General features: G+C 42.7%; 26 protein-coding genes. 21 read left to right on the forward strand and 5 right to left on the reverse strand.

Translation table 11 applies throughout. From position 1 onward, the window contains the following. Positions 1–959, forward strand: a 959-nt coding sequence (locus C6348_RS13745; protein WP_106043531.1) for an IS1182 family transposase, incomplete at its 5' end; no start/stop codon positions are given. A gap of 119 nt (positions 960–1,078) precedes the next feature. On the opposite strand, the gene C6348_RS13750 is transcribed toward C6348_RS13745, so the two are convergent. Beyond that, positions 1,079–1,309 (reverse strand): hypothetical protein, encoded by a 231-nt coding sequence (locus C6348_RS13750; protein ID WP_034660106.1) that lies wholly within the window; start codon positions 1,307–1,309, stop codon positions 1,079–1,081. 195 nt (positions 1,310–1,504) lie between these two features. Here C6348_RS13750 and C6348_RS13755 point away from each other — a divergent pair, with 195 nt between their 5' ends. The 5 genes from C6348_RS13755 to C6348_RS13775 all read left to right on the forward strand — a co-directional run bounded on the left by C6348_RS13755 (position 1,505) and on the right by C6348_RS13775 (position 7,482). Continuing rightward, a complete protein-coding gene (locus C6348_RS13755) occupies positions 1,505–1,840 on the forward strand; it encodes a magnetosome magnetite crystal formation protein family (RefSeq protein ID WP_034660105.1) in 336 nt (111 codons plus the stop codon). A gap of 11 nt (positions 1,841–1,851) precedes the next feature. Next, positions 1,852–2,943, forward strand: a complete 1,092-nt coding sequence (locus C6348_RS13760; RefSeq protein ID WP_106043532.1) for a DUF4097 family beta strand repeat-containing protein — start codon at positions 1,852–1,854, stop codon at positions 2,941–2,943. 6 nt (positions 2,944–2,949) lie between these two features. Continuing rightward, the gene (locus C6348_RS13765; RefSeq protein WP_034660102.1) at positions 2,950–3,144 is read left to right on the forward strand and encodes a PspC domain-containing protein; all 195 of its coding nucleotides are present in this window, start codon (positions 2,950–2,952) and stop codon (positions 3,142–3,144) included. After that, complete coding sequence (locus tag C6348_RS13770) at positions 3,145–3,531, forward strand: phage holin family protein (protein WP_024423577.1); 387 nt, start codon at positions 3,145–3,147, stop codon at positions 3,529–3,531. It begins immediately after the preceding gene. Positions 3,532–3,624: 93 nt separating this feature from the next. Continuing rightward, positions 3,625–7,482: a lamin tail domain-containing metallophosphoesterase family protein gene (locus C6348_RS13775; RefSeq protein WP_106043533.1), complete on the forward strand. Its 3,858-nt coding sequence runs from the start codon at positions 3,625–3,627 to the stop codon at positions 7,480–7,482. A gap of 33 nt (positions 7,483–7,515) precedes the next feature. On the opposite strand, the gene C6348_RS13780 is transcribed toward C6348_RS13775, so the two are convergent. Genes C6348_RS13780 through nagA form a run of 3 tightly spaced genes read right to left on the reverse strand, consistent with a single transcriptional unit; the run spans position 7,516 to position 10,181 of the window. Continuing rightward, positions 7,516–8,241, reverse strand: coding sequence for a GntR family transcriptional regulator (locus C6348_RS13780; RefSeq protein WP_066031698.1), 726 nt, complete (start codon positions 8,239–8,241; stop codon positions 7,516–7,518). A 24-nt stretch (positions 8,242–8,265) separates the two neighbouring features. Further along, positions 8,266–8,991, reverse strand: a complete 726-nt coding sequence (gene nagB, locus C6348_RS13785; RefSeq protein WP_106043534.1) for a glucosamine-6-phosphate deaminase — start codon at positions 8,989–8,991, stop codon at positions 8,266–8,268. Continuing rightward, entirely contained in the window at positions 8,991–10,181 is a 1,191-nt protein-coding gene (nagA, locus tag C6348_RS13790) for an N-acetylglucosamine-6-phosphate deacetylase (protein ID WP_106043535.1), read from the reverse strand. The genes nagB and nagA overlap by 1 nt, the downstream gene beginning before the upstream one ends. A gap of 177 nt (positions 10,182–10,358) precedes the next feature. On the opposite strand from nagA, the gene hprK reads away from it, so the two are divergent. The 7 genes from hprK (at position 10,359) to C6348_RS13825 (ending at position 15,484) form a co-directional block, all read left to right on the forward strand. Further along, on the forward strand, positions 10,359–11,291 hold the full coding sequence (gene hprK, locus C6348_RS13795) for an HPr(Ser) kinase/phosphatase (RefSeq protein WP_003212943.1): 933 nt from the start codon (positions 10,359–10,361) through the stop codon (positions 11,289–11,291). Between the two features lie 11 nt (positions 11,292–11,302). Beyond that, complete coding sequence (gene lgt, locus C6348_RS13800; RefSeq protein WP_095285749.1) at positions 11,303–12,127, forward strand: prolipoprotein diacylglyceryl transferase; 825 nt, start codon at positions 11,303–11,305, stop codon at positions 12,125–12,127. Positions 12,128–12,146: 19 nt separating this feature from the next. After that, positions 12,147–13,091: a nucleoside recognition domain-containing protein gene (locus tag C6348_RS13805; RefSeq protein WP_106043536.1), complete on the forward strand. Its 945-nt coding sequence runs from the start codon at positions 12,147–12,149 to the stop codon at positions 13,089–13,091. Continuing rightward, complete coding sequence (gene ppaX / locus C6348_RS13810; protein ID WP_106043537.1) at positions 13,088–13,738, forward strand: pyrophosphatase PpaX; 651 nt, start codon at positions 13,088–13,090, stop codon at positions 13,736–13,738. Before C6348_RS13805 ends, ppaX begins: the two co-directional genes overlap by 4 nt. Before the next feature lies 1 nt (position 13,739). Continuing rightward, complete coding sequence (locus C6348_RS13815) at positions 13,740–14,258, forward strand: acyltransferase (protein WP_060597361.1); 519 nt, start codon at positions 13,740–13,742, stop codon at positions 14,256–14,258. A 69-nt stretch (positions 14,259–14,327) separates the two neighbouring features. Further along, entirely contained in the window at positions 14,328–14,756 is a 429-nt protein-coding gene (locus tag C6348_RS13820) for an Rrf2 family transcriptional regulator (RefSeq protein WP_106043538.1), read from the forward strand. 86 nt (positions 14,757–14,842) lie between these two features. Then, positions 14,843–15,484 carry an NAD(P)-dependent oxidoreductase gene (locus C6348_RS13825; protein WP_095285751.1) on the forward strand — a complete coding sequence of 214 codons (642 nt, stop codon included), beginning with the start codon at positions 14,843–14,845 and terminating at the stop codon, positions 15,482–15,484. 223 nt (positions 15,485–15,707) lie between these two features. On the opposite strand, the gene C6348_RS13830 is transcribed toward C6348_RS13825, so the two are convergent. Further along, positions 15,708–16,502, reverse strand: a complete 795-nt coding sequence (locus C6348_RS13830; protein ID WP_034660087.1) for a C39 family peptidase — start codon at positions 16,500–16,502, stop codon at positions 15,708–15,710. Between the two features lie 233 nt (positions 16,503–16,735). Between C6348_RS13830 and C6348_RS13835 the strand changes: the two genes are divergently transcribed. Genes C6348_RS13835 through hisIE form a run of 8 tightly spaced genes read left to right on the forward strand, consistent with a single transcriptional unit; the run spans position 16,736 to position 23,165 of the window. Continuing rightward, positions 16,736–17,911, forward strand: a complete 1,176-nt coding sequence (locus tag C6348_RS13835; protein WP_106043539.1) for an ATP phosphoribosyltransferase regulatory subunit — start codon at positions 16,736–16,738, stop codon at positions 17,909–17,911. Continuing rightward, positions 17,904–18,545, forward strand: coding sequence for an ATP phosphoribosyltransferase (gene hisG / locus C6348_RS13840; RefSeq protein WP_003213329.1), 642 nt, complete (start codon positions 17,904–17,906; stop codon positions 18,543–18,545). The genes C6348_RS13835 and hisG overlap by 8 nt, the downstream gene beginning before the upstream one ends. Next, positions 18,542–19,831, forward strand: coding sequence for a histidinol dehydrogenase (gene hisD, locus C6348_RS13845; protein ID WP_106043540.1), 1,290 nt, complete (start codon positions 18,542–18,544; stop codon positions 19,829–19,831). The genes hisG and hisD overlap by 4 nt, the downstream gene beginning before the upstream one ends. Next, complete coding sequence (hisB, locus tag C6348_RS13850; protein ID WP_034660084.1) at positions 19,828–20,412, forward strand: imidazoleglycerol-phosphate dehydratase HisB; 585 nt, start codon at positions 19,828–19,830, stop codon at positions 20,410–20,412. Before hisD ends, hisB begins: the two co-directional genes overlap by 4 nt. Further along, a complete protein-coding gene (gene hisH / locus C6348_RS13855; RefSeq protein ID WP_034660083.1) occupies positions 20,412–21,050 on the forward strand; it encodes an imidazole glycerol phosphate synthase subunit HisH in 639 nt (212 codons plus the stop codon). Before hisB ends, hisH begins: the two co-directional genes overlap by 1 nt. Further along, positions 21,047–21,784 carry a 1-(5-phosphoribosyl)-5-[(5-phosphoribosylamino)methylideneamino]imidazole-4-carboxamide isomerase gene (hisA, locus tag C6348_RS13860; RefSeq protein WP_106030536.1) on the forward strand — a complete coding sequence of 246 codons (738 nt, stop codon included), beginning with the start codon at positions 21,047–21,049 and terminating at the stop codon, positions 21,782–21,784. The genes hisH and hisA overlap by 4 nt, the downstream gene beginning before the upstream one ends. Beyond that, on the forward strand, positions 21,781–22,539 hold the full coding sequence (gene hisF / locus C6348_RS13865; protein ID WP_060597354.1) for an imidazole glycerol phosphate synthase subunit HisF: 759 nt from the start codon (positions 21,781–21,783) through the stop codon (positions 22,537–22,539). The genes hisA and hisF overlap by 4 nt, the downstream gene beginning before the upstream one ends. Next, positions 22,536–23,165 (forward strand): bifunctional phosphoribosyl-AMP cyclohydrolase/phosphoribosyl-ATP diphosphatase HisIE, encoded by a 630-nt coding sequence (gene hisIE / locus C6348_RS13870; RefSeq protein WP_034660080.1) that lies wholly within the window; start codon positions 22,536–22,538, stop codon positions 23,163–23,165. Before hisF ends, hisIE begins: the two co-directional genes overlap by 4 nt. Positions 23,166–23,206 lie beyond the last annotated feature (41 nt).

The following is a 23,206-nucleotide window of genomic DNA, read 5'->3' on the forward strand; positions in this document are numbered from 1 at the left end:
CCATCAATCATGATATGGTAGGAGGCCGCGTTCTTTTTACTGATTCAACTCATCTTAAAGCCAATGCCAATAAACATAAATATACGAGAAAAACGATTGAACAAGATACCCAGAACTATATAAATGATTTAGAAGAAGCGATCCAAGAAGATCGGGTGGCACACGGAAAAAAGCCCTTAAAGGTAAAAGAGGAGGTGAAAACGAGAAAAGACATTCGCCAAAGTATGACTGACCCTGAAAGTGGCTATCTTTATCGTGAAAATAAACCGGAAGGCTTTTTCTACCTAGACCACCGTACAACGGATATGAAGTACAATATCATCACGGATGCCCATGTCACGCCCGGCAATATCCATGATTCTGTTCCGTATCTTGATCGATTAGATCACCAAATCGCCCGATTTGGTTTTCAAGTAGAAGCTGTTGCCCTTGATTCTGGTTATTTGACAACCCCAATCTGTAAAGGTTTATCGGATCGCCGTATTTTTGGTGTCATCGCACATAGACGCTTTCATCCAACAAGAGGATTATTTGAGAAGTGGAAATTTCAGTATGACTCTGAACATGATCATTACATATGCCCAAATGGTGAGAAGCTATTATATACAACAACTGATCGAAAAGGTTATAGGTTCTACAAATCAGAGCCTGAAAAATGCGTATCGTGCCCTTTCCTTGAGAGCTGTACAAGATCGAAAAATCATCAAAAAGTGATCTCAAGACATGTATGGGAGGAACACAAAGAAAAGATCAGACAAAATCGTCTGTCTGCCTCTGGAAAAGAGCTATATAAAAAAAGAAAAGAAAAAATAGAGCGAAGCTTTGCAGATTCAAAACAACTGCATGGGCTTCGCTACTGCCGGTTGAGGGGAAAGCAGAATGTGAGTGAGCAAGTGCTTCTCACAGCTGCGTGTCAGAACATGAAGAAGATTGCCACACACCTAGCGAAGCTAGGCTAGGTGTGTGGGAGGCCTTTTTCATTAAATCTCATCCATCATAATTACGCTGAAAATAAAAAAGATTGTAGAAAAACATGAGTTTCTCTACAATCTGACCCCTCGTTAAGAGGGGTTTTCTTTTATTGCGCATCTTCCTTTGGCATTAAATGACTGAGTTGCGTTAAATCCTTTAAAATATGGGTGCTGCTGCTGTCGAGCAGTACTTTTAAATAACGGATATCACCATACTTTGGATGAGACGGATGAATGGTCTCAAGCTCCCTGATCATATCGCTGTTCATGCTTTTCTGTTTCTGTATAAGGTCTAAAAGCGTTTGAGCCGTGTGGTTAGTATTATGATGATCTGTCAAAATAATTACCCCCTATAATGATAATCACCATCTTTTCAACATATTTTAAAGGGTAATCCGTGAAGAATCTATACTTAGGTGCAAAAAGATATAATTTGTGTCTAAGGTCATATGTAATTCGAATGATTTTGAAACTTTTGATACGCAATAAACGTATGAGTTAGAAAGGAATTTTCATCATGAAGGAGCGAATATATGAATAGAGATCAGTCGATCATTGCATCTATTTGTTATTTTAGTGTATTTTTTATGCCGTTTATTGTACCGATCGTGGCATATTTTGTAGTTGATCAAAAGGAAACGAAACGGCACGCGATGCGGGCATTGTGGTCACATCTTTTGCCAGTCGCAGCGTGCGTGATACTGGTTTTTGGATCTATCCCATTTTTATTGGCGACACAGGCAAGTGACTCACTTATTCCAGTGATCACGATGCTCATCTTGTCCTTTTTAGTCGCCATTGGCTTTTTGATCTCTGTCATTTGGAATATCATTCAAGGTATTAAAGTACTTCAATCCATCAAATCGTAGGAGGGCTTTGTATGAATGAAAAAGAACGTATTTTAAAATTAGTAGAAGACGGGACATTATCGGCAAAAGAAGCGATTACGCTGCTTGAAAAACTAGAAGAAAGTCAGTCTGTTTCATTAGAAAAGTCTACAGCTGATCACACCTTTCATGAAGAAAAAGCTGGCACAGAGAGCAAAGGAACTGGTACTGAAAATCTTGGTGCAAAGCTGTTTGGCTGGTTAGATTCTGCGGTGAAAAAGGTGAAAGACGTAGATCTTGATTTAAACTTTGGACAGTCGGTCGACGTTGAGCACATTTTTCAGTTCAAAGACGCCACGCTCTCTCATTTAGATATTCAATTGGCGAACGGCAGTCTCAATGTGATGCCTTGGGACGATGGGGATATTCGTGCAGAGTGCCATGCGAAAATCTACCGTGCAGAGGATGGAGAGCAGGCAAGACAGCAATTTCTCAATCAATTGGACTGCGGCCTGGAAGGGGATAAATTTTTTATACGGACCGAAAAGAAGACGATGAAAGTCAATGTCACTTTATATGTACCTCGTATCCAATACGATAAAATCAAGGTTAAACTGTTTAATGGTCCGATTCGCGGGGAAAAGCTAAAGACAAAAGAACTTGCTGCGAAAACCACCAATGGTGTTGTCTCTTTTGCCTCGTTACAGGCAGAAAAGGTCGGAATTGAAACAGCAAACGGACAAATTAAACTGGCGGATCACGAGTGTGGTATGATTGAAGTAGAAACCATCAATGGGCTCATTGACCTGCGCGGGAAAAGTGAATCAATTGATGCCCAAAGCTTTAACGGAAACATTGCTGTTCAGCTGTCGGATGAAAAGTGCCGTTCCATTTATGCGAAAACGACAACAGGCAGTGTGGACGTCCAGATCCCGCGTGCGTGTGCAGTGACCGCTGAACTGAAAAGCAATCTTGGGTCTATTTCTCATGATTTGCTTGATGCAGAGATGATTAAAGAGAAAAATGAAACATTACAAAAAGAGAAAATGATCAAAGCCAATCAACAGGCAGTGAACAGTATATCCATTTTTGCAGAAACAAAAACAGGTTCAATTCAAATAAAGCACCAATCAGACAAGGAGTGATTCTACATGAAGAAGCTTTATCGTTCAGCAACAGATAAAAAAATAGCGGGTGTTGTTGGTGGACTTGCCGAATACTTAAGTGTCGATGCATCCCTGCTTCGCATTTTAACAGTCATCATCGGATTTTTGACAGCATTTATGCCTATCTTCCTGGTCTACTTCATCTGGTATTTTGTTGTTCCGGAAGAAGGCACTAAATAAATGCTTAGATGGATCGTCAGTATTTTAGTAAATGCATTACTTTTAATCGTCATTGCTGGATATTTTGATTCAGGCATTCTGCCAGGGCTCGGAAGCGTATATATTGAAGGGTTTGGGGCAGCCATTGTCGCAAGTATCATTTTATCCTTGCTCAATATTTTAGTGAAGCCGTTTTTGATCATTTTAACGCTTCCAGTAACCGTCCTTTCACTAGGATTGTTCTTGTTTGTGATTAATGCCATCACATTGATGATGACATCGAGCTTTATGGGTGATAGTTTTAACATTGATGGGTTTGGAACGGCCATTTGGATGGCTGTCATTTTATCCATTTTCCATCTGTTGATACAAAAAGGAATTGTGGAGCCGTTAGCGAAAAAAAGCTAACGGTTTTTTTGTACCATTTTGTATCGTTTCTCCGTTTCATCTGACATAAAAACTTCCTTCAGGAGACACAATATCCGAAGGAGGCGGTGCACGATGGTGAACGTGAGCAGACAAATCATGCTTTTATGTTTTTTTATCATTCTTTTTTGTTTCAATCAGCCTGCTTCAGCAGGGCCTTTTATTCAAACACAAGTTAATATACCGGACAAGCCTTTTTCTCCTTTTATCTTTGATCGATTTCATGTGGATGTCCGTCCAGTTCTAGGGGAAAAAAGCCGTGATCTCCAGTTTCGTGCGTCTATTACGGATCCGGAACAAATTTTGTCTGCGAACTTGTACTATAAACAAAGTGATGAACTGGGGTACCGTTTGCTTCCAATGGAACGGTTACCAGGTATGAAGCCAGAATTTACAGCGAAAATTCCGCCAGATCAATTATGGAATTCAACCGTTCGTTACTATACAGAGTTTCTTACGCAAAAGTCCGTGATCAAAACGGCAGAACAATCTGTCCACTTAAATGGATTTGAAGAGGATCTTTCTCGCATTCCGGACTTAGTCATCACGGAAATTGTCGTCAATTCAAAGAATCGCAAAGGCAAAGATGCATTTGAATTTATCGAGGTGTATAACACGACACATGAGCCAATCTCTCTTAAACATTATCAACTTCGCTACCGCAATCCTGCACAAGGAACTGAAATGGATGATGTGTATTCCTTTCACGCAAATCCAGTCACCATTTCACCTGGAAAACCTTATGTTTTCTGGCTGAGGAAAAAAGGGCAGGAGCATTTAACTGTAGCGGACTTCAATGCCATGTACAAAAGTCAATTAAAAGAGGGAGAGCTTGTATCTGTCATCGAGAGCAAAGGGCTGTCCAACTCTAAATCTCGTCTTGTTTCAATCACAACAAATATAGGGGAGGAGATTTCTTCAGCAGCATTTCGTTTGAAGCCATCATGGTTTAGTGAGCATAAATCTTTGCTGTTTAAATATCCAATGGACGGTACTTCGCAAATGAAGCTGATCTCGAAAATTGAAGAAGAGCCTACGCCTGGAAAAGTGCTAAAAGCACAAATTCCATCTGAGAAAAAAGAAATGTCTCAAGATATCCATAAACCTGTGATTGAAGATATGACAGTGAGGAAACCAGTGAAACCAACTGAAAGCATAGAGATTAAAGCGGATGTACAGGATGATCAGGCCGTCAAAACTGTCAAGCTTCGCTATCGAACAAATCGGAAAGATGATTTCAAGGAAATACTGCTTCAAAAAGATCATAACGACCGGTTATTTCATCATATTATTTATTCACCTGAGTTGATTGGTAAAGAACAATTGGAATATCAGCTTGAAGCGTCAGACGGCGAAAATACAGCAATGACGATGAAAAAAATGATTGATGTGGAGCAGGTTAGCAAAGCCCACGGCCTTCGATTTAATGTAGAAGAAGGAGATACGGTTTCAGGATTATTTCCATTAAAGGCAACGTCTGATCGGAAAAAAAGCATTGAATTATTGATAGATGGAAAGCGGAATCAGCAAGTATTTTCTGCCCTTGAAGCAGATCCATATATCGCATTTGATGTCAAAGGGACAAATTTATATTTTAAAAATGGTGTGTCCATAGGTAAGCACTTACTTTCTATTTTTGATGATTCGACAAAAGTGTATCGTACCTATACAATGCCAATACCAGAAGCAGAGATGAAAAAAGCAGGTCTCCAAACGATCTCCTTCCATGCTGGAACGAAGTCTTCTCCAGTAGATCGGCTGCCTGGAGAGAATCACGATGATTATGAATTAAAAAACGTCCGGATGATCCTGTCGAATGGAACACAAATTCCTCCAATCAATGCAAAGCCGCAAAAAGAATGGAAAATGGGAGACAGCGGTAACGCCAAAAAGGTAAGAACATTTCAATTTGAAATTCCAAAAGAAGTTTATGTTTCAACCTATATGAAGTGGGACACAAGAAGGCTGAAAGAGGGGCCGCATTTGATTGAGGCCAAAACCTCAGACGAGCATGCATCTGTACATGTGAATGTCGATAACACAGGTCCGAAAATCAAGACCAACGTTCAAACAAAGGATCCATATAAAGGAGCCTTTACGTTAAAAGCAAAGGTAACGGATCGTTGGAGTGACATAGAGGAGATGAAGGCATATGTAGATGGCAAGCCAATTTCCTTGCCATATCAGACGTCCTCTAGCGAATTAAACCCGGGTGAGCACACGTTGACAATTAAAGCAAAAGATGCCGCAGGGAACATGTCGACGTTGAAAAAAGAATTCAAAACGGTACATGAACACCCTGAGACACCAGAACGAGTAGCAGATAAGACGAAAATGAAATCGTCTAAGCAAACTGTGCTCACCAAGGATCCAACGAATGATAAGCTGGATTACTCCTTTTACCGTGCCTATCAATATACATCGCTGCATCCATCAATGAAGATTTTGAAATATGCAGCGGAGACAGAACCGCCAAAAAGCTTTAACGAAAAAGGAGAAATGATCTTTTCTAATCAAGAAAGGAATCGCATTGCATTTGCTGATGGTAAGTCAGTTGAAACGAAGGATTTACATCGTTTTCCTTATCATCGTTTTCAAATCAAGGTTCATCAAGATGTACGTGAAAAGGATGTCGTCGAAGCGATGTGGAAAGGGAGTTCATTGTCAGGGAGAAAGGTGACCATGTATGCATGGAATCATCAGCAAGAAAAGTGGGATAAAATCACTCATCATTTTGCTGAAGATCAAAAAGAATTTTACCTGAAAGGACTGCTGTCAGTAAGACAGTACATGAAGAATCATACGTTTGATTTGCTTGTACAGGATGAAATCAGCAAAGCGCAAAAGCCATATAAGATGGTTTGGATGTCTGACACACAATATTATGCAAAGAGCTATCCTCATATCTTTAAACAAATGGTCGAGTGGATCCGAGACCAGAGGGAGAAGTTAAACATTCAATATGTGTTCCATACAGGTGACATTGTGGATGATTCAAAGGATAAACAATGGCATCGTGCCGATACGTTTATGCGTGTGTTAGATGAGCATCAGATTCCTTACGGTGTTTTAGCAGGAAATCATGATGTTCGACATAAGGACGGCTTATATGCGGAATATGGGAAATATTTCGGGGAGAAACGCTTTGCAAATAAACCTTACTATGGTGAATCCTATCAAAACAATCGAGGTCATTATGATCTCATCTCTGCCGGTGGCAATGATTATATGATGGTATACATGGGCTGGGGGATTAAGCAAGATGAAATTGATTGGTTAAACCGTGTGATTTCTGAGCATCCAGATCGCATCGTCATTTTAAATTTCCATGAGTATTTGTTGGTGAGTGGCAACCGCAGCCCGATTGGCGACCTCATCTTCCATCAGGTGGTGAAACGCCATCCCAATATTGTGGCAGTATTTAGCGGCCATTATCACGGAGCAAGCAGGAAAGTAGATGAGCTTGACGATGACCAGGATGGCAAAGTAGACCGGAAAGTATATCAAATACTCGCTGATTATCAGTCAGGACCTGAAGGTGGACAAGGGTTTATGAGGCTGATAACAGCCGATCAAGAAAAAAACCAGCTTCATTTTACGACGTACTCACCTTATATGAATCAAGAGCATTTCTATGATCCTAAAACGTATGGAGATCAGGATGAATTTTCAATTGATGTGGATTTGACGCCGAAAATGAAATCTGTTAAAACCAATTATTTTGAACTTAATGTCTACACAAATGTCCTGATAGGAGAGGCACGCGGTGTAAAAAGCGGCAAAAAAGCAAGCTTTGAGTGGAAAGGCTTAAGGCCAAATGAAGACTATTATTGGTACACTGTAGCAAAAGATCGTTTTCAAGGAAAAGCAATTTCGCCTATATGGAAAATTCATACAAAAGATGATCGTGAAGCAACATTTCTTAGGAAATAAAAAACAGTGCTCCTCCTTTTATGAGGGCACTGTTTATCTTTCCATTGTATGAATGAGCTTGTAACGATCCCCTCTATACACGGAGAGAACATACTCAAACGGAATGTCATTCTGAAAATAAGTCGTTCTTGCGATTGAGAGCACGGGATCGCCTGTTGAAATAGACAGCACGTGTGCTTCTTCCTTTGAAGCTACATTCGCTTCAAGCTCTTGTTTTGCATGAGCAATTGCAAGGCCTGTTTGAGTCTCTATATATTCATATATAGAGCCAGTTAAATGTTCCTTTGTTAAATCTCCTGCAAATGCTTCAGGGATATAGCTCGTTTCAATCGCCATCGGTTCATCATTTGCAAGGCGTATCCGTTTGAGTTCAAAGATAGCATCGCTATTTGACAGTTGTAAGACAGGCAGTAAGTGCTCTGGACATACGGTTTTTTTGAAGTCAATCAGCTGGCTTGAAGCTTTAAGCCCACGCTGGCGCATATCCTCTGTAAAGCTTGTTAAGCCTTGAAGCGGCTGTTCAAACTTTTTTCGGCTAACAAAGGTGCCTTTTCCTTTTTGTCGATACAAATATCCTTCGTTCACAAGGTTCGATAAGGCTTGTCTGACAGTCATTCGACTTATATCAAAGCGTTCGGCATATTCTCTTTCAGAAGGAATGAGTGTATCAGGTGCTAATGTTCCATCCTCAATCTGTTTTTTCAAGTTCTCCATAATCTGATGGTACATCGGAATAGGTGACTGCTTATCAATAAACATGTGAAAATCCTCTCGTGTTTAGCTTTAGCGTAGTGAACCAGCTTCTCGATCAATCAAAATCGTCACATCTTCATGAAGTTTCAGAGCAGATGCTGGGAAGTCTGGATGTATATCAGTCTGTTCTAAATATTGTATCACTTTCGCTTTTGATTTTCCTGATGCAAGAAGGAGAATCTTTTTACTTGAAAGAATGCTTGCAATGCCCATGGTAATGGCATGTGTAGGCACCTTATCAATAGAAGAAAAGTATCTTGCATTGGCCTGCCGGGTGTTTTCATCTAGTTGCACGACATGAGTCTTTGAGTTAAATGGGGTACCGGGCTCGTTAAACCCGATATGTCCATTTTGACCGATTCCAAGAAGCTGAAGATCGATGCCGCCTATATCTTGAATGAGCTGATCATATCTTAAGCATTCTTTTTCTAAAACAGGTGCAGCGCCATTTGGAAGGAAATACTGATCCTGAGGGAGATCAATATGATCAAATAAATGACGTTTCATGTAGGTCATATAACTATTTTCATGATCTGGATCAAGTCCTGCATATTCATCTAAATTGACTGTTTTTGTTTGTTTGAAAGACAATTGGTGTGCTTGATGAAGGTGAATTAACTCTTGATATGTATCAAGAGGTGTACCGCCCGTTGCTAGGCCAAGTACTGCATCTGGTTTAGAAGCGATTGTGCGTGCGATAAGGGCTGCTGCTTCTTTTCCTAATTGTTCTTTATCTTCAAATTCGATGATCTTCATTAGTGGTTGGCCTCCTTTTTCTCAAAGACGATTTGTCCACGGCAGATCGTCATCATTAGTTCGCCAGACTCATCCCAAATCACAAGGTCTGCTTGTTTTCCAACTTCGATAGAACCAAGCTGCTGGTCAAGTCCTAGCTGAATGGCTGCATTGGTTGAGGTCATCTTCGCTATCTCTGTCCATTCACAATGTGTAATCTGTTTCATCCGTTTGACGCCATCTTTCATTCTCAGAATCGATCCTGCAAGTGTACCATCTGAGAGTAACGCTTTTTCGCCGCTGACTGTGACTGTTTGACCGCCAAATTCGTACGTCCCATTTCCGAGTCCTTTTGCGCGCATCGAATCTGTAATCATGATCAAACGATCACTTCCTTTTGCCAAATACGCAAGCTTGATGGAAAGTGGATGGGAGTGAATCCCATCTGTAATCAGCTCAGTATGAAGATTCTCGTTCGTAAGAGCAGCCCCTACAGCGTTTGGTTCACGATGCTGAAACGAACTCAGTGCATTATAAAGATGCGTGACATGGCGTGCACCATGCTTTGCTGCTAATTCAATCATGTCATGATGGGCATTCGTATGTCCAATAGAAGGAATAATGTTTTTTTCTTGCAACAAGGAAAGAAAAGCAAAGTCAGGGTCTTCCTCAGGTGCAAACGTGACGATTCGAATAAGCTGTTCAGAAGCATCCAGCCATTTTTCAAAAAGAGGGCGATCGGGCTGCTTTATCCATTGAACGGGCTGTGCTCCTGCTTTATCTTTAGAAATAAAAGGACCTTCAAGATGGATACCTAAACATTGTGCCTGAACGCCTGCTTGTTCTTCATTATAATGTTTCCACTGAGAGACATTTTTAAGTGCTTGCTCTATCTCATGATGGTTTTGAGTGATGGTTGTTGCTAAAAAACTTGTCGTTCCTTCTGATGGTAAGTTGTCAGCGAGTGTATTCATGGCTTCTGATGTCGCATCCATCATGTCTGCTCCATATCCGCCATGGATGTGAATATCAATCATTCCGGGAAGTAAATAAAAGTTTTCCCGGGAAATATATACTTTTTCATAATTTCCTGTCGGTGGTGATGTTGAAATATAGTCAATCTTGCCGTCGCGTAAACCGACAAAACCGTTTGCAATCATTTCAGTCTTTGTCACAATATGAATATTGGAGAGCAATAAAGAGCTGCTCATGATTGTGCCCCCTTTAGTCATTGTCTTTGACTTAGTTTACCCTTTTTAAGTATAGTTGTCTATACCAGTGAAGCAGGTGAAACAGGATCAGGATAAAATACTGTTTTGGGATCATCATTGAAAGTGATAAAATAGAGCTGTATTTCTGAATCGCCTGTGATAAAAGGAGGAAGAAGCGTGCCGAAAGTTCGTACGAAGGACATAATGGAACAATTTCATCTTGAACTGGTAAGTGGGGAAGAAGGGATTAATCGTCCCATTACAATCAGTGATCTTTCCAGACCAGGTATTGAAATGGCTGGTTATTTTACATATTACCCAAAAGAAAGAGTTCAACTTTTAGGGAAAACAGAGCTTTCTTTTTTTGAACAACTCCCAGAACGTGAACGAAAGCAGAGAATGATGTCTCTTTGTACAGATATTACCCCTGCAATTATTTTGTCACGAGATCGTGAAGTGCCGAAGGAATTAATTGAAGCTTCAAATGAAAATGGCGTGCCTGTGTTACGATCAAGCCTAAAAACGACAAGACTTTCGAGTCGGTTGACCAACTTTTTAGAAAGTAAGCTTGCACCAACGACCGCGATTCATGGCGTGCTCGTAGATGTATATGGTGTAGGTGTATTGTTAATTGGAAAAAGCGGAGTAGGAAAAAGTGAAACAGCCTTAGAACTAGTGAAGAGGGGACACAGGCTGGTCGCAGACGATTGCGTGGAAATCCGTCAAGAGGATCAGGATACGTTAGTTGGAAGCGCACCAGAGCTGATTGAACATCTTTTAGAAATCCGTGGATTAGGCATCATTAATGTGATGACCTTATTTGGAGCAGGGGCTGTCAGAAGCTATAAGAGAATTACGATTGTAATGAACCTTGAGCTTTGGGAACAAGGCAAACAGTACGATCGTTTAGGACTTGAAGAAGAAAAGATGCGAATCATCGATACAGATGTACCGAAGCTGACCATCCCTGTCCGGCCAGGAAGAAACTTAGCGGTCATCATTGAGGTGGCTGCGATGAACTTCAGGTTAAAACGCATGGGACATAATGCGGCGGAACAATTTACAAGTAAACTTGCCGATGTCATTGAAGACAATGGCCAGGATGAATAGGAGTTGTCTATATGAACGAAGCGATTCAGCCAATTGATCCGATTGCTTTTCAGCTCGGACCTCTTTCGGTTCATTGGTATGGTGTGATCATTGGGGTCGGAGCCTTGCTGGGACTCTGGCTTGCACTGAGAGAATGTGAGAAGAGAGGAATCAATAAAGATACGTTTATTGACTTAATCTTATTTGCCATTCCAATAGCCATTATTAGTGCACGAATTTATTATGTATCCTTCGAATGGGATTACTATCAGCAGCATCCAAATGAAATCATTAAGATTTGGAATGGCGGAATTGCTATTCACGGCGGGCTGATAGGTGCTGTGCTGACAGCGATCGTCTTTACAAAAGTGAAAAAGGTATCCTTTTGGAAAATAGCCGATGTAGCAGCACCTAGTATTTTACTAGGGCAGGCGATTGGTCGCTGGGGGAACTTTATTAATCAGGAAGCGCATGGTGAGGCGGTTTCAAGAGCCTTTTTAGAGAATTTGCATCTGCCAGAGTTTATCATTAATCAAATGTATATTGATGGGACCTATTATCACCCAACGTTCTTATACGAATCATTATGGAATCTTGCCGGTGTTGTGATCTTGATTTTATTACGCAGAACATCGCTGCGCAGAGGCGAAATCTTCTTGTCTTATTTAATCTGGTATTCAATCGGTCGTTTCTTCATTGAAGGGATGAGAACGGACAGCTTGATGCTGACAGAACATCTACGAATCGCTCAAATGATTTCGATTGCCATTTTTGCAGTGGCTGTTCTGCTGATGATCTTTAGAAGAATGAAAGGATACGCATCGATTCCGTATAAAGAGAACAACTCATCGAATTAAGCAGGGGGGATCAGAAGAGATGGGAGAGACATGGAAAAACGGCTTAAAAGCAGGGCTATCGACAACTTGGACACTTGGAAAAGTCATCTTTCCGGTTACCATTCTCGTCAGTATCTTGCAGCATACGCCTGTTATGAATTGGATCATACAATTCATACGGCCATTTATGGGGTTGTTTGGTCTTTCAGGAGAAGCGGCCATTCCGCTTGTATTAGGAAATGTGCTGAACTTGTATGCAGGCATAGCAGCCATTCTGACACTAGATCTTCCTGTGAAGGAAGTGTTCATTTTGGCCGTGATGCTGTCCTTTTGCCATAACCTGATCATCGAATCGACAGTGGCAGCAAAGGTTGGACTCAGAGTGTCTGTCATTTTGCTGGTCAGAATCAGCCTTGCTGTTATTTCGGCTATTGTCATTCATCTCGTTTGGCAGGGAGGCCAGGAGCCGGCACAATATGGACTGCTGACGGCAGCTCAGATGGCTGATGTGCCTTCCAGCTGGTACATGATTGTCCTTCTCGCTTTACAAAAAGCCGTACTCGGTGTGCTCCAGCTCGCCTGTATCGTCATCCCTCTCATGATCATCATTCAATTCATGAGAGATTTAGGATGGCTCCATACGCTGTCTAAGTGGCTGTCTCCATTTACGAGAATGCTTGGAATGAAAGAAAATACGTCGATGACAATGGTAGCTGGATTAACCATCGGTCTGGCATACGGAGCCGGCGTGATGATGAAGGCAGTGGAAGAGGACGGCGTGAGTAAAAAGGATTTAACCCTTGCTTTCATTTTCCTTGTTGCCTGCCATGCAGTGGTCGAAGATACGCTGATATTTATTCCACTTGGGATTCCTGTGTGGCCGCTTCTTGTCATCCGTCTGATATCTGCTATTTTATTAACAGCTGCCATTAGCTATATTTGGCGGAAGCGGGAGCTTGCAGCTGTTAGAAAGGAAGCCATATGAACGAATCAACTATTAACACCGTGCTATTTGATTTAGATGGCACATTAATCAATACGAATGAATTAATTATTGCTTCATTTCAACATACGCTTGATCATTATTATCCTGGTCAGTACAGCCGTGAAGAGATCCTTCATTTCATTGGTCCATCATTGTTTGATACATTCTCTGCGATGGACCCTGATCTGACGGATGACATGATTCAGATGTACCGAACGTTTAATCATGAACAGCATGATCTGCTTGTGACTGAATATGAGACTGTTTTAGACACATTAAAAGAGCTGCAGGATCGAGGATTTAAACTTGGGATAGTCACAACAAAGATACGTGATACGGTTTTAATGGGTTTGAAGCTGACAGGTTTAGAGCCATTCTTTGAGGTGATTGTGACGCTCGATGATGTCCAAAATGAGAAGCCGCATCCAGAACCTGTCCAGCTGGCATTATCCAAGCTTGGCAGTGATCCGCATGAAGCGGTGATGGTCGGCGATAATTATCACGATATTTTGTCTGGTCAAGCGGCAGGGACAAAAACAGCAGGTGTTGCTTGGACGATTAAGGGAGAAGAGGCCCTTTTAAAGCATCGCCCTGATTTCATGTTGAAGAAAATGAGTGATCTCCTGGCGATTGTTGGAGCTGATTGAGTTGAGAAAAACAGATCGTTATCCTGTAAAAGGGGTCAATTCGTTACGACAAGTCTATCGGACGGTTCCCTTTTTCAAAGTGGTGAAAAACTTTATTTTCATTCAAATAGCACGGTACACGCCTTTTATGGGAATGAAAAATTGGATATACCGAACCTTTCTTCGTATGAAGGTCGGCGAGGATACAGCGTTTGCCTTAATGGTCATGGTGGATCTCATGTTTCCTGAGAAAATCACGGTCGGTCGAAATAGTGTGATTGGCTATAACACGACCATCTTGTCCCATGAGTATTTGATTAAAGAATACAGACTTGGGGAAGTCTATATTGGTGATGAAGTCTTAATTGGAGCCAATTCAACCATTTTACCTGGTGTAACCATTGGGGATGGGGCGATCGTATCGGCTGGTACACTTGTTCATAAGGATGTTCCAGCAGGCTCATTTGTTGGAGGAAATCCAATGCGCATGATTTATACGAAAGAAGAAATGAAAGCACGTCAATCTACGTCTGCTGAGTAGCTCGGCAGACTTTTTTGTTGACAATATGTTATGGTGTAACTATAATGATTACAACAGAGGTGAGAAAACATGAAAATCAGCAGCAGATTTACTGTCGCTGTCCATATTCTGGCCTTGCTATCACTTGAAAAAGGATCATTACAGACATCGGAGGGTATCGCGGGAAGTGTGAATACAAACCCAGTGGTCATCCGCCGCATTATGAGTAAATTAAAAAAAGCAGGCCTAATCTCAACGAGTCTTGGCAAAGGTGGTTCTCAGTTGAACCGCAGTGAAGACGACATCACGCTGCTTGATGTGTATAAAGCGGTTGAAGTCGTGGATGAGGGAGAGTTGTTTCAAATCCATGAAAGCCCAAATCCTGACTGTCCGATCGGTGCAAATATTCAGGCTGTGCTTGAGTTAATTTTGTGCCGCGCTCAAAGTGCGATGGAGCAAGTGCTTGCTGAGATCAAATTAAGTGAACTAACGCAGGTGTTAATCAAAAAAATTGGATGATTATTCAATTTTTTTTACCTCTATTGTAACCGAATTGGTTACACCTTTTGTTTATCAAATAAAATCATTTTACAGGAGGAATTCATATGAAGATTGGTATTATTGGCGCTACAGGTAAAGCAGGACAGGAAATTGTAAAAGAGGCTCAATCTAGAGGACATGAAGTGACAGCGATCGTTCGAGATGCACAAAAGGTGACAGATTCATCCGTAGCTGTTATCGAGAAGGATGTGTTTCATTTACAAGCAGAAGACATCAAAGGCTTTGATGTCATCGTCAATGCATTTGGTGCACCTGCTGGACAAGAGCACCTTCACGTAGAGGCTGGGAAAAAGCTTATTGATATTTTGAAAGAGGTACCCGATACGCGTTTAATCGTTGTGGGCGGAGCAGGCAGTCTATTTGTTGATGAGGCTCAAACAACAAGACTTGTTGATACACCAGAATTTCCAAAGGAGTATGTGGCGACTGCTTCACAGCAAGGTGAAAACCTAAAAGATCTTCAACAGACCGAAGGATTAAAATGGACTTTCCTCAGCCCTGCTGCATTCTTTGACCCAGCAGGCAAACGCACAGGTTCTTATGTGAAAGGGAAAGACCAGCTGATTGTCAATTCTAAAGGTGACAGCTATGTGAGCTATGCCGACTACGCCATTGCCCTTGTCGATGAAATTGAGCAGGCTGCCCATGTTGGAGAACGTTTTACCGTTGTATCTGAAGCAGAATAAGTCGTTTCACTGCCGCTAAAAACGATGAGTGAGAAGTCTAACGATCAAGAATTATCTTTCATTTTTACTAAAAAAGGTTGAATACTTCACTGTAGGCGGAGGAGTAATGACAGCTGCAAAGCTTGAAGACCGCCTGAAGGAAATACTAGAAAGATCATCATGAAAAAAACATCCTCTATACGGCTAGAGGATGTTTTTTCATGTTTTCAATGAGAAAGGTGTTCTACGCTTTAATGATAATCGCCTGCCGGCCCATCTGTTCCCAAGAATCCTCAAACTGATCGCGATCGACTTTTTGATTCTTTTCACCGTATGGGTTATTTAGGTAGACATGTTCCTTGTCATAGCCCGTGATGACCACGCTATGCATATTAAAGCTCACATCTATTTTGCCATTTGGTGTATTCCATGTTTCGATGTTATCTATTTTGTCGAAGGTGGATGTGGTAATCACCCAAACAGGATACCCTTTTTCAAGTGATTGATAGATGGCCTTTTTGACAGGTTTTCCACTTAAATCGACGACTTGAGCGCCCGCATATTTTTTCGCAAGCTGATAAATAGGTTCATGGTAAACACCAAGACCTGGTCCATTCTCCATATCGCCTACAAACCCGTCATGCGGGTCTCCTTTTAAGCCATTTTCATAATTGAGCGGAACACGTTTGATTTCATTTGCCAATGCGTCTTTCGTCACTTGCTCATAGCCGCTGTAATGAAGAAGCATCGCTAAGCTTGTGACTTCGCATCCATTATAAAGCTTTGGGGCATCCATTTGATTGTAGAGGATGACGTCCATGGCTTTTTTACTTCCTTTTAAAGAAGAATATGTGTTGTCTGTTTTTTTCGTTGATCGTGTTTCTTCAGCTGCGAGTGCCGTATCGTTTTCTTTTTCTTTGGCTGCTTCGTGTGGTGAAGCTGCCTTCTTGACTTGGTCGATTTGTGTCACGTATATAAAGCCGAAATAAACAAGGCATGCGCACAACAAAGTTAAGATTAATGTCTGGATGAACTTCACTGTAATCTCCTGGGTTATTCAATATTTTTAAGTATTATAGCACGTTCTTTTATCAAACATGCAGAAAAGGGACAGGTGTCACTTGAATGTAATAATTCCACAAATTTTTCATGAAAATAGAGAGAAAATAAAAATGATTGATTTAATTACTTTATTTTGTTAGCATATTATCATATTAGCGAACTAAAGGATTCGGAATTTTTTGTTTTAATGTGTTGGAGGTGCAGAAGAGCATGTTTATGTTTGAGAAACCATATGGTATGCGGGATTCATTACCAGGATTGTATGAGACGAAGAAAAAAGTGAGACATTCATTAACAGAGGTCATGAATGGCTGGGGTTACCGTTTGATGGAGACACCAACGCTTGAATTTTACGATACAGTCGGTGTTCAATCGGCGATTACAGATACACAGCTCTTTAAGCTTTTAGATCAGAACGGGCAAACCCTTGTACTCAGACCTGATATGACGGGACCTATTGCGAGAGTGGCGGCTTCAAAGCTTCATGAACAGGCGTATCCGCTTCGCGTTGGGTATGCGGACAATGTGTTCCGGGCGCAGGAAAGAGAAGGCGGAAGGCCATCAGAATTTGAGCAGGTCGGAATTGAGTTGATTGGTGATGGGTCGATTAGTGCAGATGCTGAAGTGATCGCGCTTGTCGTATTTGCATTAAAAAATGCCGGGCTAAAGTCCTTCAAAATCGCGATCGGGCATGTCGCTTTAGCAGAGACGTTATTTGTAGATGTATTGGGAAATACAGAGCGTGCAAACGTCCTCCGCCGATTCTTATATGAAAAGAATTATGTAGGATACCGCCAGCATGTGAAGCAATTGCCACTCTCCTCCATCGATAAAACGAGGCTGTTACAGCTTTTAGAGTTAAGAGGCGGCCAGGAAGTCACAGAGCGGGCAAAGGAAATCGTCGTTTCACAAGAGGGAAAAGAGGTGCTCACACAGTTAAAATCGCTTTGGGAAACACTTGAAGATTACGGCTGTACAGAATATATCCGTTTAGATTTAAGCATGGTGAGTCATATGAGCTACTACACGGGCATTTTGTTTGAAGTATTTGCAGATCATGTTGGGTCAGTCATCGGAAGTGGCGGCAGATATGACCAATTGCTGGCTCATTTTGATGCACCTGCACCAGCTACAGGATTCGGACTTCGATTAGACCGTCTGCTTGAAGCGCTTGATGCAAAAGAAATCAATGAGCCGCAGGAGGCAGTGATTTTTAGTAAAGAACAACGACTGGAGGCTTTTGCTTTTGCAGAAAAGGAGCGGTCAAAAGGGAAAAAGATCGTCTTGCAAGACTTAGCAGGGATTGAAAATATTGACTCGATGACCAAGGCATTTGAGCAGGTGACTTATTTTATCGGCGCTAGAAAGGGAGAGTCAAATGGGTAAAGTGTTGACGATGGCGATGCCAAAGGGCCGGATATTTGAAGAAGCAGCTGGGTTGTTAAGACAGGCGGGATATCAGCTGCCAGAGGAATTCGAGGATTCAAGAAAGTTAATCATTGATGTACCGGAAGAAAACCTCCGCTTTATTTTAGCGAAGCCAATGGATGTGACAACTTATGTCGAGCACGGTGTAGCGGATGTTGGCATTGCAGGGAAGGATGTCATGCTCGAAGAAGCTCGTGATGTGTACGAAGTGCTCGATTTAAACATCAGCAAATGCCATTTAGCGGTTGCCGGATTACCGGGAGCCAGCTGGGGCGGTGTCGCGCCGCGTGTGGCAACAAAGTACCCAAATGTCGCATCTTCCTATTTTAGAGAACAAGGGGAGCAGGTGGAGATCATTAAGCTGAATGGTTCCATTGAATTAGCACCGCTCATCGGACTTGCCGATCGTATTGTTGACATTGTCTCTACAGGTCAAACACTCAAGGAAAATGGACTTGTTGAAACGGAGCATATTTGTGATATTACGTCACGGTTTATTGTCAATCCTGTGAGCTATCGGATGAAGGATGCGGTGATCGATGAAATGGCGCAGCGCCTTGCAAGAATCATTGAAGGGGAGGAAACATCATGAACATCACCTACATACAAGAAGGTGAGACAGAGACACTCTCACTCAAGCGGACTTTAGATACAGGCACGGAAGAGCAGCGCCTGGCTGTTCAGCGGATTATACAAGAAGTGAGGCTAAATGGTGATCAAGCGGTACAATCTTTTACAAAGCAATTTGATGGAGTGCTGCTTGAAGATCCGCTTGTCACAGAGGAGGAAATGACAAAAGCCTCCGAACGCATGGACCCAGCCATGATTCAGGTGATCCAAACGGCTATCCGTCATATTCGCACATACCATGAGCGTCAGCTGACATCCTCTTGGTTTTATCACCAGCAGGATGGCTCGATGCTTGGACAAAAGGTGACACCGCTCGATGCAGTCGGTGTGTATGTCCCCGGCGGAACAGCTGCTTATCCCTCATCTGTTTTAATGAATGTGATTCCGGCGCTTGTCGCTGGTGTTGAACGAATTGTCCTTGTCACACCTCCAGGGAAAGATGGCCATCTCTCAGACGCTGTACTGGCTGCTGCAAAGGAGCTCGGTATTTCTGAGATGTATAAAATGGGCGGTGCGCAGGCGATTGCGGCACTTGCCTATGGAACAGAAAGCATCCAGTCTGTTGATAAAATCACAGGTCCAGGCAACATATATGTAGCGCTGGCAAAGCGGGAAGTATTTGGCCAGGTAGACATTGATATGATTGCCGGTCCAAGTGAAATTGCGGTTCTAGCAGACGATACAGCAATGGCACGTGAGGTGGCGGCCGATTTACTTTCGCAGGCAGAGCATGATGCACTGGCATCTAGTATTTTGGTGACACCGTCTAAGACACTTGCTGAAAACGTGCAGGCTGAGATGAAAACGCAGCTGGATACCTTGCCAAGAAAATCAATCGCCGCACAATCCATACAAAATCATGGCCGTATATACGTGACAGATTCCATGGATCGTGCAGTAGACGTCGTCAACCAGTTAGCGCCAGAGCATTTAGAAGTGCTGACAGCATATCCAGAATCACTTCTTGGTCAAATCAAGCATGCAGGGGCGATTTTTTTAGGGCGTTATAGCCCTGAGCCGGTGGGAGATTATTTTGCAGGACCAAATCACGTGCTGCCAACCAACGGAACGGCTAGATTCTCCAGCCCGCTTGGTGTGACCGATTTTCAAAAGAAAACGAGCATTATTTCATATAGTCAAGAAGCCTTTGAGACACACAGGGATAGCATTGCGGCTTTTGCCAGATTAGAAGGGCTCGAAGCACATGCAAGGTCGATTGAATCGAGAAAGCGGGAGGAATCGTCATGAGACAGGCGGAAACAGCGAGACAAACAAATGAAACGAATATTTCGTTAGCGTTAGAGATTGATGGGGAAGGAAAAGCAGATATTCAAACAGATGTCCCTTTTATGACACACATGCTTGATTTATTTACGAAGCATGGACACTTTAATTTGACCGTCGATGCGAAAGGAGATACGGATGTTGATGATCACCACACAACAGAAGATATCGGCATCGTGCTTGGGCAAATGTTTAAGGAAGCGTTAGGTGATAAAAAGGGAATTAAGCGGTATGGCTCCAGCTTTGTTCCGATGGATGAAACGCTTGCCCAGGTCGTGGTCGACTTAAGCAATCGCCCTCATTTGGAAATGAGAGCGGCCTTTCCAAGTCAAAAGGTCGGTACCTTTGATACAGAGCTCGTGCATGAGTTTCTTTGGAAGTTTGCGCTAGAAGCTCGTATAAATCTTCATGTGATTGTTCACTACGGAACCAATACGCACCATATGATTGAAGCCATTTTTAAAGCGATGGCACGTGCCCTAGATGAGGCAACAACCATTGATCCACGTGTGAAAGGGATTCCTTCGACAAAGGGGATGCTCTAATGATCGGAGTCATTGATTACGGAATGGGAAATTTGTTCAGCGTATCAAAAGCACTGGAACGAGCAGGTGCCAGTTATATCGTCTCCTCTGATGTGGAGGAGCTCAAAAAGGCAGATGCTTATATTTTGCCTGGGGTCGGTTCGTTTCGTGATGCGATGCAGCTGTTAAAACAGACAGGACTTGAAGAGTTTATCCACCAAGTTGTGCAGGAAGGAAAGCTGCTATTTGGTATTTGTCTCGGGATGCAGCTGTTATTTGAAGAAAGTGAAGAGGCAGGACGTACGAAAGGTTTGGGGCTGTTAAAAGGGCGTGTCGTTCTTTTAAAGGATCGCGACCAGGATGGGCAAAGGCTGAAGGTGCCTCATATGGGGTGGAATGAGCTCACATTTCATCAGCCCTCCCCATTGTTTGATGGTGTACCGGAAGGATTTGCGTACTTTGTTCACTCTTATTATGTAAGTGATATGAATCCAAAAGAGCAATTAGCAAGTGCGGATTATGGCGTTCAAGTACCAGCAGTTGTCGGCAAGGGGAATGTGCTTGGCGCACAGTTTCACCCTGAAAAAAGCAGTACAACGGGAATGGCGCTGCTCAAACAATTTATTCAATTAGCAAACGAACAGAGGGTGAACAAATGAGTGAATTTACATTGTATCCAGCGATTGATATGAGAAATGGCAAATGTGTACGGCTTGTGCAAGGAGATTATGATCAAGAAACCATTTATGGAGATTCGCCGCTCGATATGGCTGCGCGGTTTGCAAATGAAGGAGCAAAGTGGATTCATCTCGTTGACCTAGATGGTGCGAAAGCAGGGAATCGCGTCAATCATGAGCATGTACTGGCGATTGCTTCATCCTTAGATGTGAATGTACAAATTGGCGGCGGCATTCGGACAGAAGAAGACGTTGCCTTTTATATAAACAATGGTGTAGCTAGAGTCATCCTTGGCAGCTCCGCTGTTTCTAATCCCGCCTTTGTGAAAAAAATGCTGGCGCAATATGGGGAGAAAATAGCGATTGGGATCGATGCGCGAAATGGCTTTGTATCGACTGAGGGGTGGCTTGAAACGTCGAAAGTGAAGGCGGAGGAACTCGGCAAAGAATTGGCAAAGGAAGGTGCGGAGGTCTTTATTTTCACGGATATTCAAATGGATGGCATGCTGTCTGGACCCAATGTGGAAAGTACAGTTCGCTTAGCGGAAGCTACCGGCAAACAAGTCATTGCTTCAGGTGGTGTAAGCGCGCTAGCTGATCTTCAAAAGCTGTCAGCACAAAAACAGTCAGGTGTTTCTGGTGCGATCATTGGAAAGGCCCTTTACACGAAGCGGTTTACTTTAGCTGAAGCAATTGAGGGGCTTGACCGCGTATGATGACAAAACGAATCATTCCATGTCTCGATGTGAAGGAAGGGCGTGTGGTCAAAGGGGTGCAATTCCTCGGCTTAAAGGATGCTGGTGATCCGGTAGAATTAGCGCAGATGTATGATGAGGAAGGGGCGGATGAACTCGTCTTTCTTGATATTTCTGCCTCTCATGAAGGCCGGAAAACGATGGTGGATGTGGTCAAGCAAGTGGCGTCCACTCTTGCCATCCCTTTTACGGTAGGCGGCGGGATTAACCACCTTGATGACATGAAGCGCATATTAAGAGCGGGTGCAGACAAAGTATCTGTGAACACAGCGGCAGTGTTAAGACCAGAACTGATTTCAGAAGGCGCCGATTTCTTTGGTTCCCAGTGCATCGTCGTCGCAATAGATGCAAAGTACGATGAAGAGAAAAAAGAGTACATGGTCTACACACACGGAGGGCGCCGTCAAACGGATATAGAGGTCAGCGATTGGGCAAAAGAAGCCGTGCTGAGGGGAGCAGGAGAGATTTTACTGACAAGTATGGATGCCGACGGTGAGAAAACAGGCTTTGATCATCGATTAACAAAGCTTGTGTCAGAAGCCGTCACCGTGCCTGTCATTGCCTCGGGAGGCGCTGGCAATGCCCAGCATATGCTGGAGGCATTTACAAAAGGAGAAGCTGATGCAGCATTAGCAGCCTCCATTTTCCATTATAAAGAGACTTCAATTCAAGAGGTAAAAACATACTTGAGAGAACACGGGGTGAAGGTCAGATGAAACAGGCAAACGAATTATCCTTTAATGAGGCAGGCCTGATACCTGCAATTGTACAGGATGCTCAAAGTAAGGAAGTATTGACATTGGCGTATATGAATCAAGAATCCTATGAAAAAACACTGGAGACAGGGGAAACATGGTTTTACAGCCGGTCGAGAAACGAGCTTTGGCACAAAGGCGCCACATCTGGACATACTCAGCGAGTCACATCCATTCGATATGACTGTGACAAAGATGCTCTGCTTGTTCTTGTCACACCAAGTGGACCAGCCTGCCATACTGGCAGCTATAGCTGCTTTTCGGAAGAAGGCGTGAAGCTTCAAACGGAAGAGCAGGATCGTTTTGCGATTTTAAATGAACTTGAACAGGTGATTGCAAAACGTCAGACAGAAATGCCAGAAGGCGCTTATACAACCTATCTATTTGAAAAAGGGGTCGATAAAATCCTAAAAAAGGTAGGGGAAGAAGCGTCAGAGGTCATCATTGCAGCGAAAAACCGGGATCAAGAAGAATTGAAGTGGGAAACAGCCGATCTCCTGTATCATCTGCTTGTGTTATTACGTGAACAGCAATTGCCGCTTGATGAGGTATTAAAAGTATTAAAAAAGCGTCATCAAGGTGAGTGAAAAGCCGGGGGCACCTCTGGCTTTTTGTTTTTGAGTGAAAA

The sequence above is a fragment of the Bacillus sp. YBWC18 genome (assembly GCF_002998775.1).
Lineage (GTDB): Bacteria > Bacillota > Bacilli > Bacillales > Bacillaceae > Bacillus.

Coding starts and splice junctions, on each gene's coding strand:
- C6348_RS13755 (WP_034660105.1), top strand. CDS start 1,505: ATGAATAGAGATCAGTCGATCATTGCATCTATTTGTTATTTTAGTGTA.
- C6348_RS13760 (WP_106043532.1), top strand. CDS start 1,852: ATGAATGAAAAAGAACGTATTTTAAAATTAGTAGAAGACGGGACATTA.
- C6348_RS13765 (WP_034660102.1), top strand. CDS start 2,950: ATGAAGAAGCTTTATCGTTCAGCAACAGATAAAAAAATAGCGGGTGTT.
- C6348_RS13770 (WP_024423577.1), top strand. CDS start 3,145: ATGCTTAGATGGATCGTCAGTATTTTAGTAAATGCATTACTTTTAATC.
- C6348_RS13775 (WP_106043533.1), top strand. CDS start 3,625: ATGGTGAACGTGAGCAGACAAATCATGCTTTTATGTTTTTTTATCATT.
- C6348_RS13780 (WP_066031698.1), bottom strand. CDS start 8,241: ATGTTTATTGATAAGCAGTCACCTATTCCGATGTACCATCAGATTATG.
- nagB (WP_106043534.1), bottom strand. CDS start 8,991: ATGAAGATCATCGAATTTGAAGATAAAGAACAATTAGGAAAAGAAGCA.
- nagA (WP_106043535.1), bottom strand. CDS start 10,181: ATGAGCAGCTCTTTATTGCTCTCCAATATTCATATTGTGACAAAGACT.
- lgt (WP_095285749.1), top strand. CDS start 11,303: ATGAACGAAGCGATTCAGCCAATTGATCCGATTGCTTTTCAGCTCGGA.
- C6348_RS13805 (WP_106043536.1), top strand. CDS start 12,147: ATGGGAGAGACATGGAAAAACGGCTTAAAAGCAGGGCTATCGACAACT.
- ppaX (WP_106043537.1), top strand. CDS start 13,088: ATGAACGAATCAACTATTAACACCGTGCTATTTGATTTAGATGGCACA.
- C6348_RS13820 (WP_106043538.1), top strand. CDS start 14,328: ATGAAAATCAGCAGCAGATTTACTGTCGCTGTCCATATTCTGGCCTTG.
- C6348_RS13825 (WP_095285751.1), top strand. CDS start 14,843: ATGAAGATTGGTATTATTGGCGCTACAGGTAAAGCAGGACAGGAAATT.
- C6348_RS13835 (WP_106043539.1), top strand. CDS start 16,736: ATGTTTATGTTTGAGAAACCATATGGTATGCGGGATTCATTACCAGGA.
- hisG (WP_003213329.1), top strand. CDS start 17,904: ATGGGTAAAGTGTTGACGATGGCGATGCCAAAGGGCCGGATATTTGAA.
- hisD (WP_106043540.1), top strand. CDS start 18,542: ATGAACATCACCTACATACAAGAAGGTGAGACAGAGACACTCTCACTC.
- hisB (WP_034660084.1), top strand. CDS start 19,828: ATGAGACAGGCGGAAACAGCGAGACAAACAAATGAAACGAATATTTCG.
- hisH (WP_034660083.1), top strand. CDS start 20,412: ATGATCGGAGTCATTGATTACGGAATGGGAAATTTGTTCAGCGTATCA.
- hisA (WP_106030536.1), top strand. CDS start 21,047: ATGAGTGAATTTACATTGTATCCAGCGATTGATATGAGAAATGGCAAA.
- hisF (WP_060597354.1), top strand. CDS start 21,781: ATGATGACAAAACGAATCATTCCATGTCTCGATGTGAAGGAAGGGCGT.
- hisIE (WP_034660080.1), top strand. CDS start 22,536: ATGAAACAGGCAAACGAATTATCCTTTAATGAGGCAGGCCTGATACCT.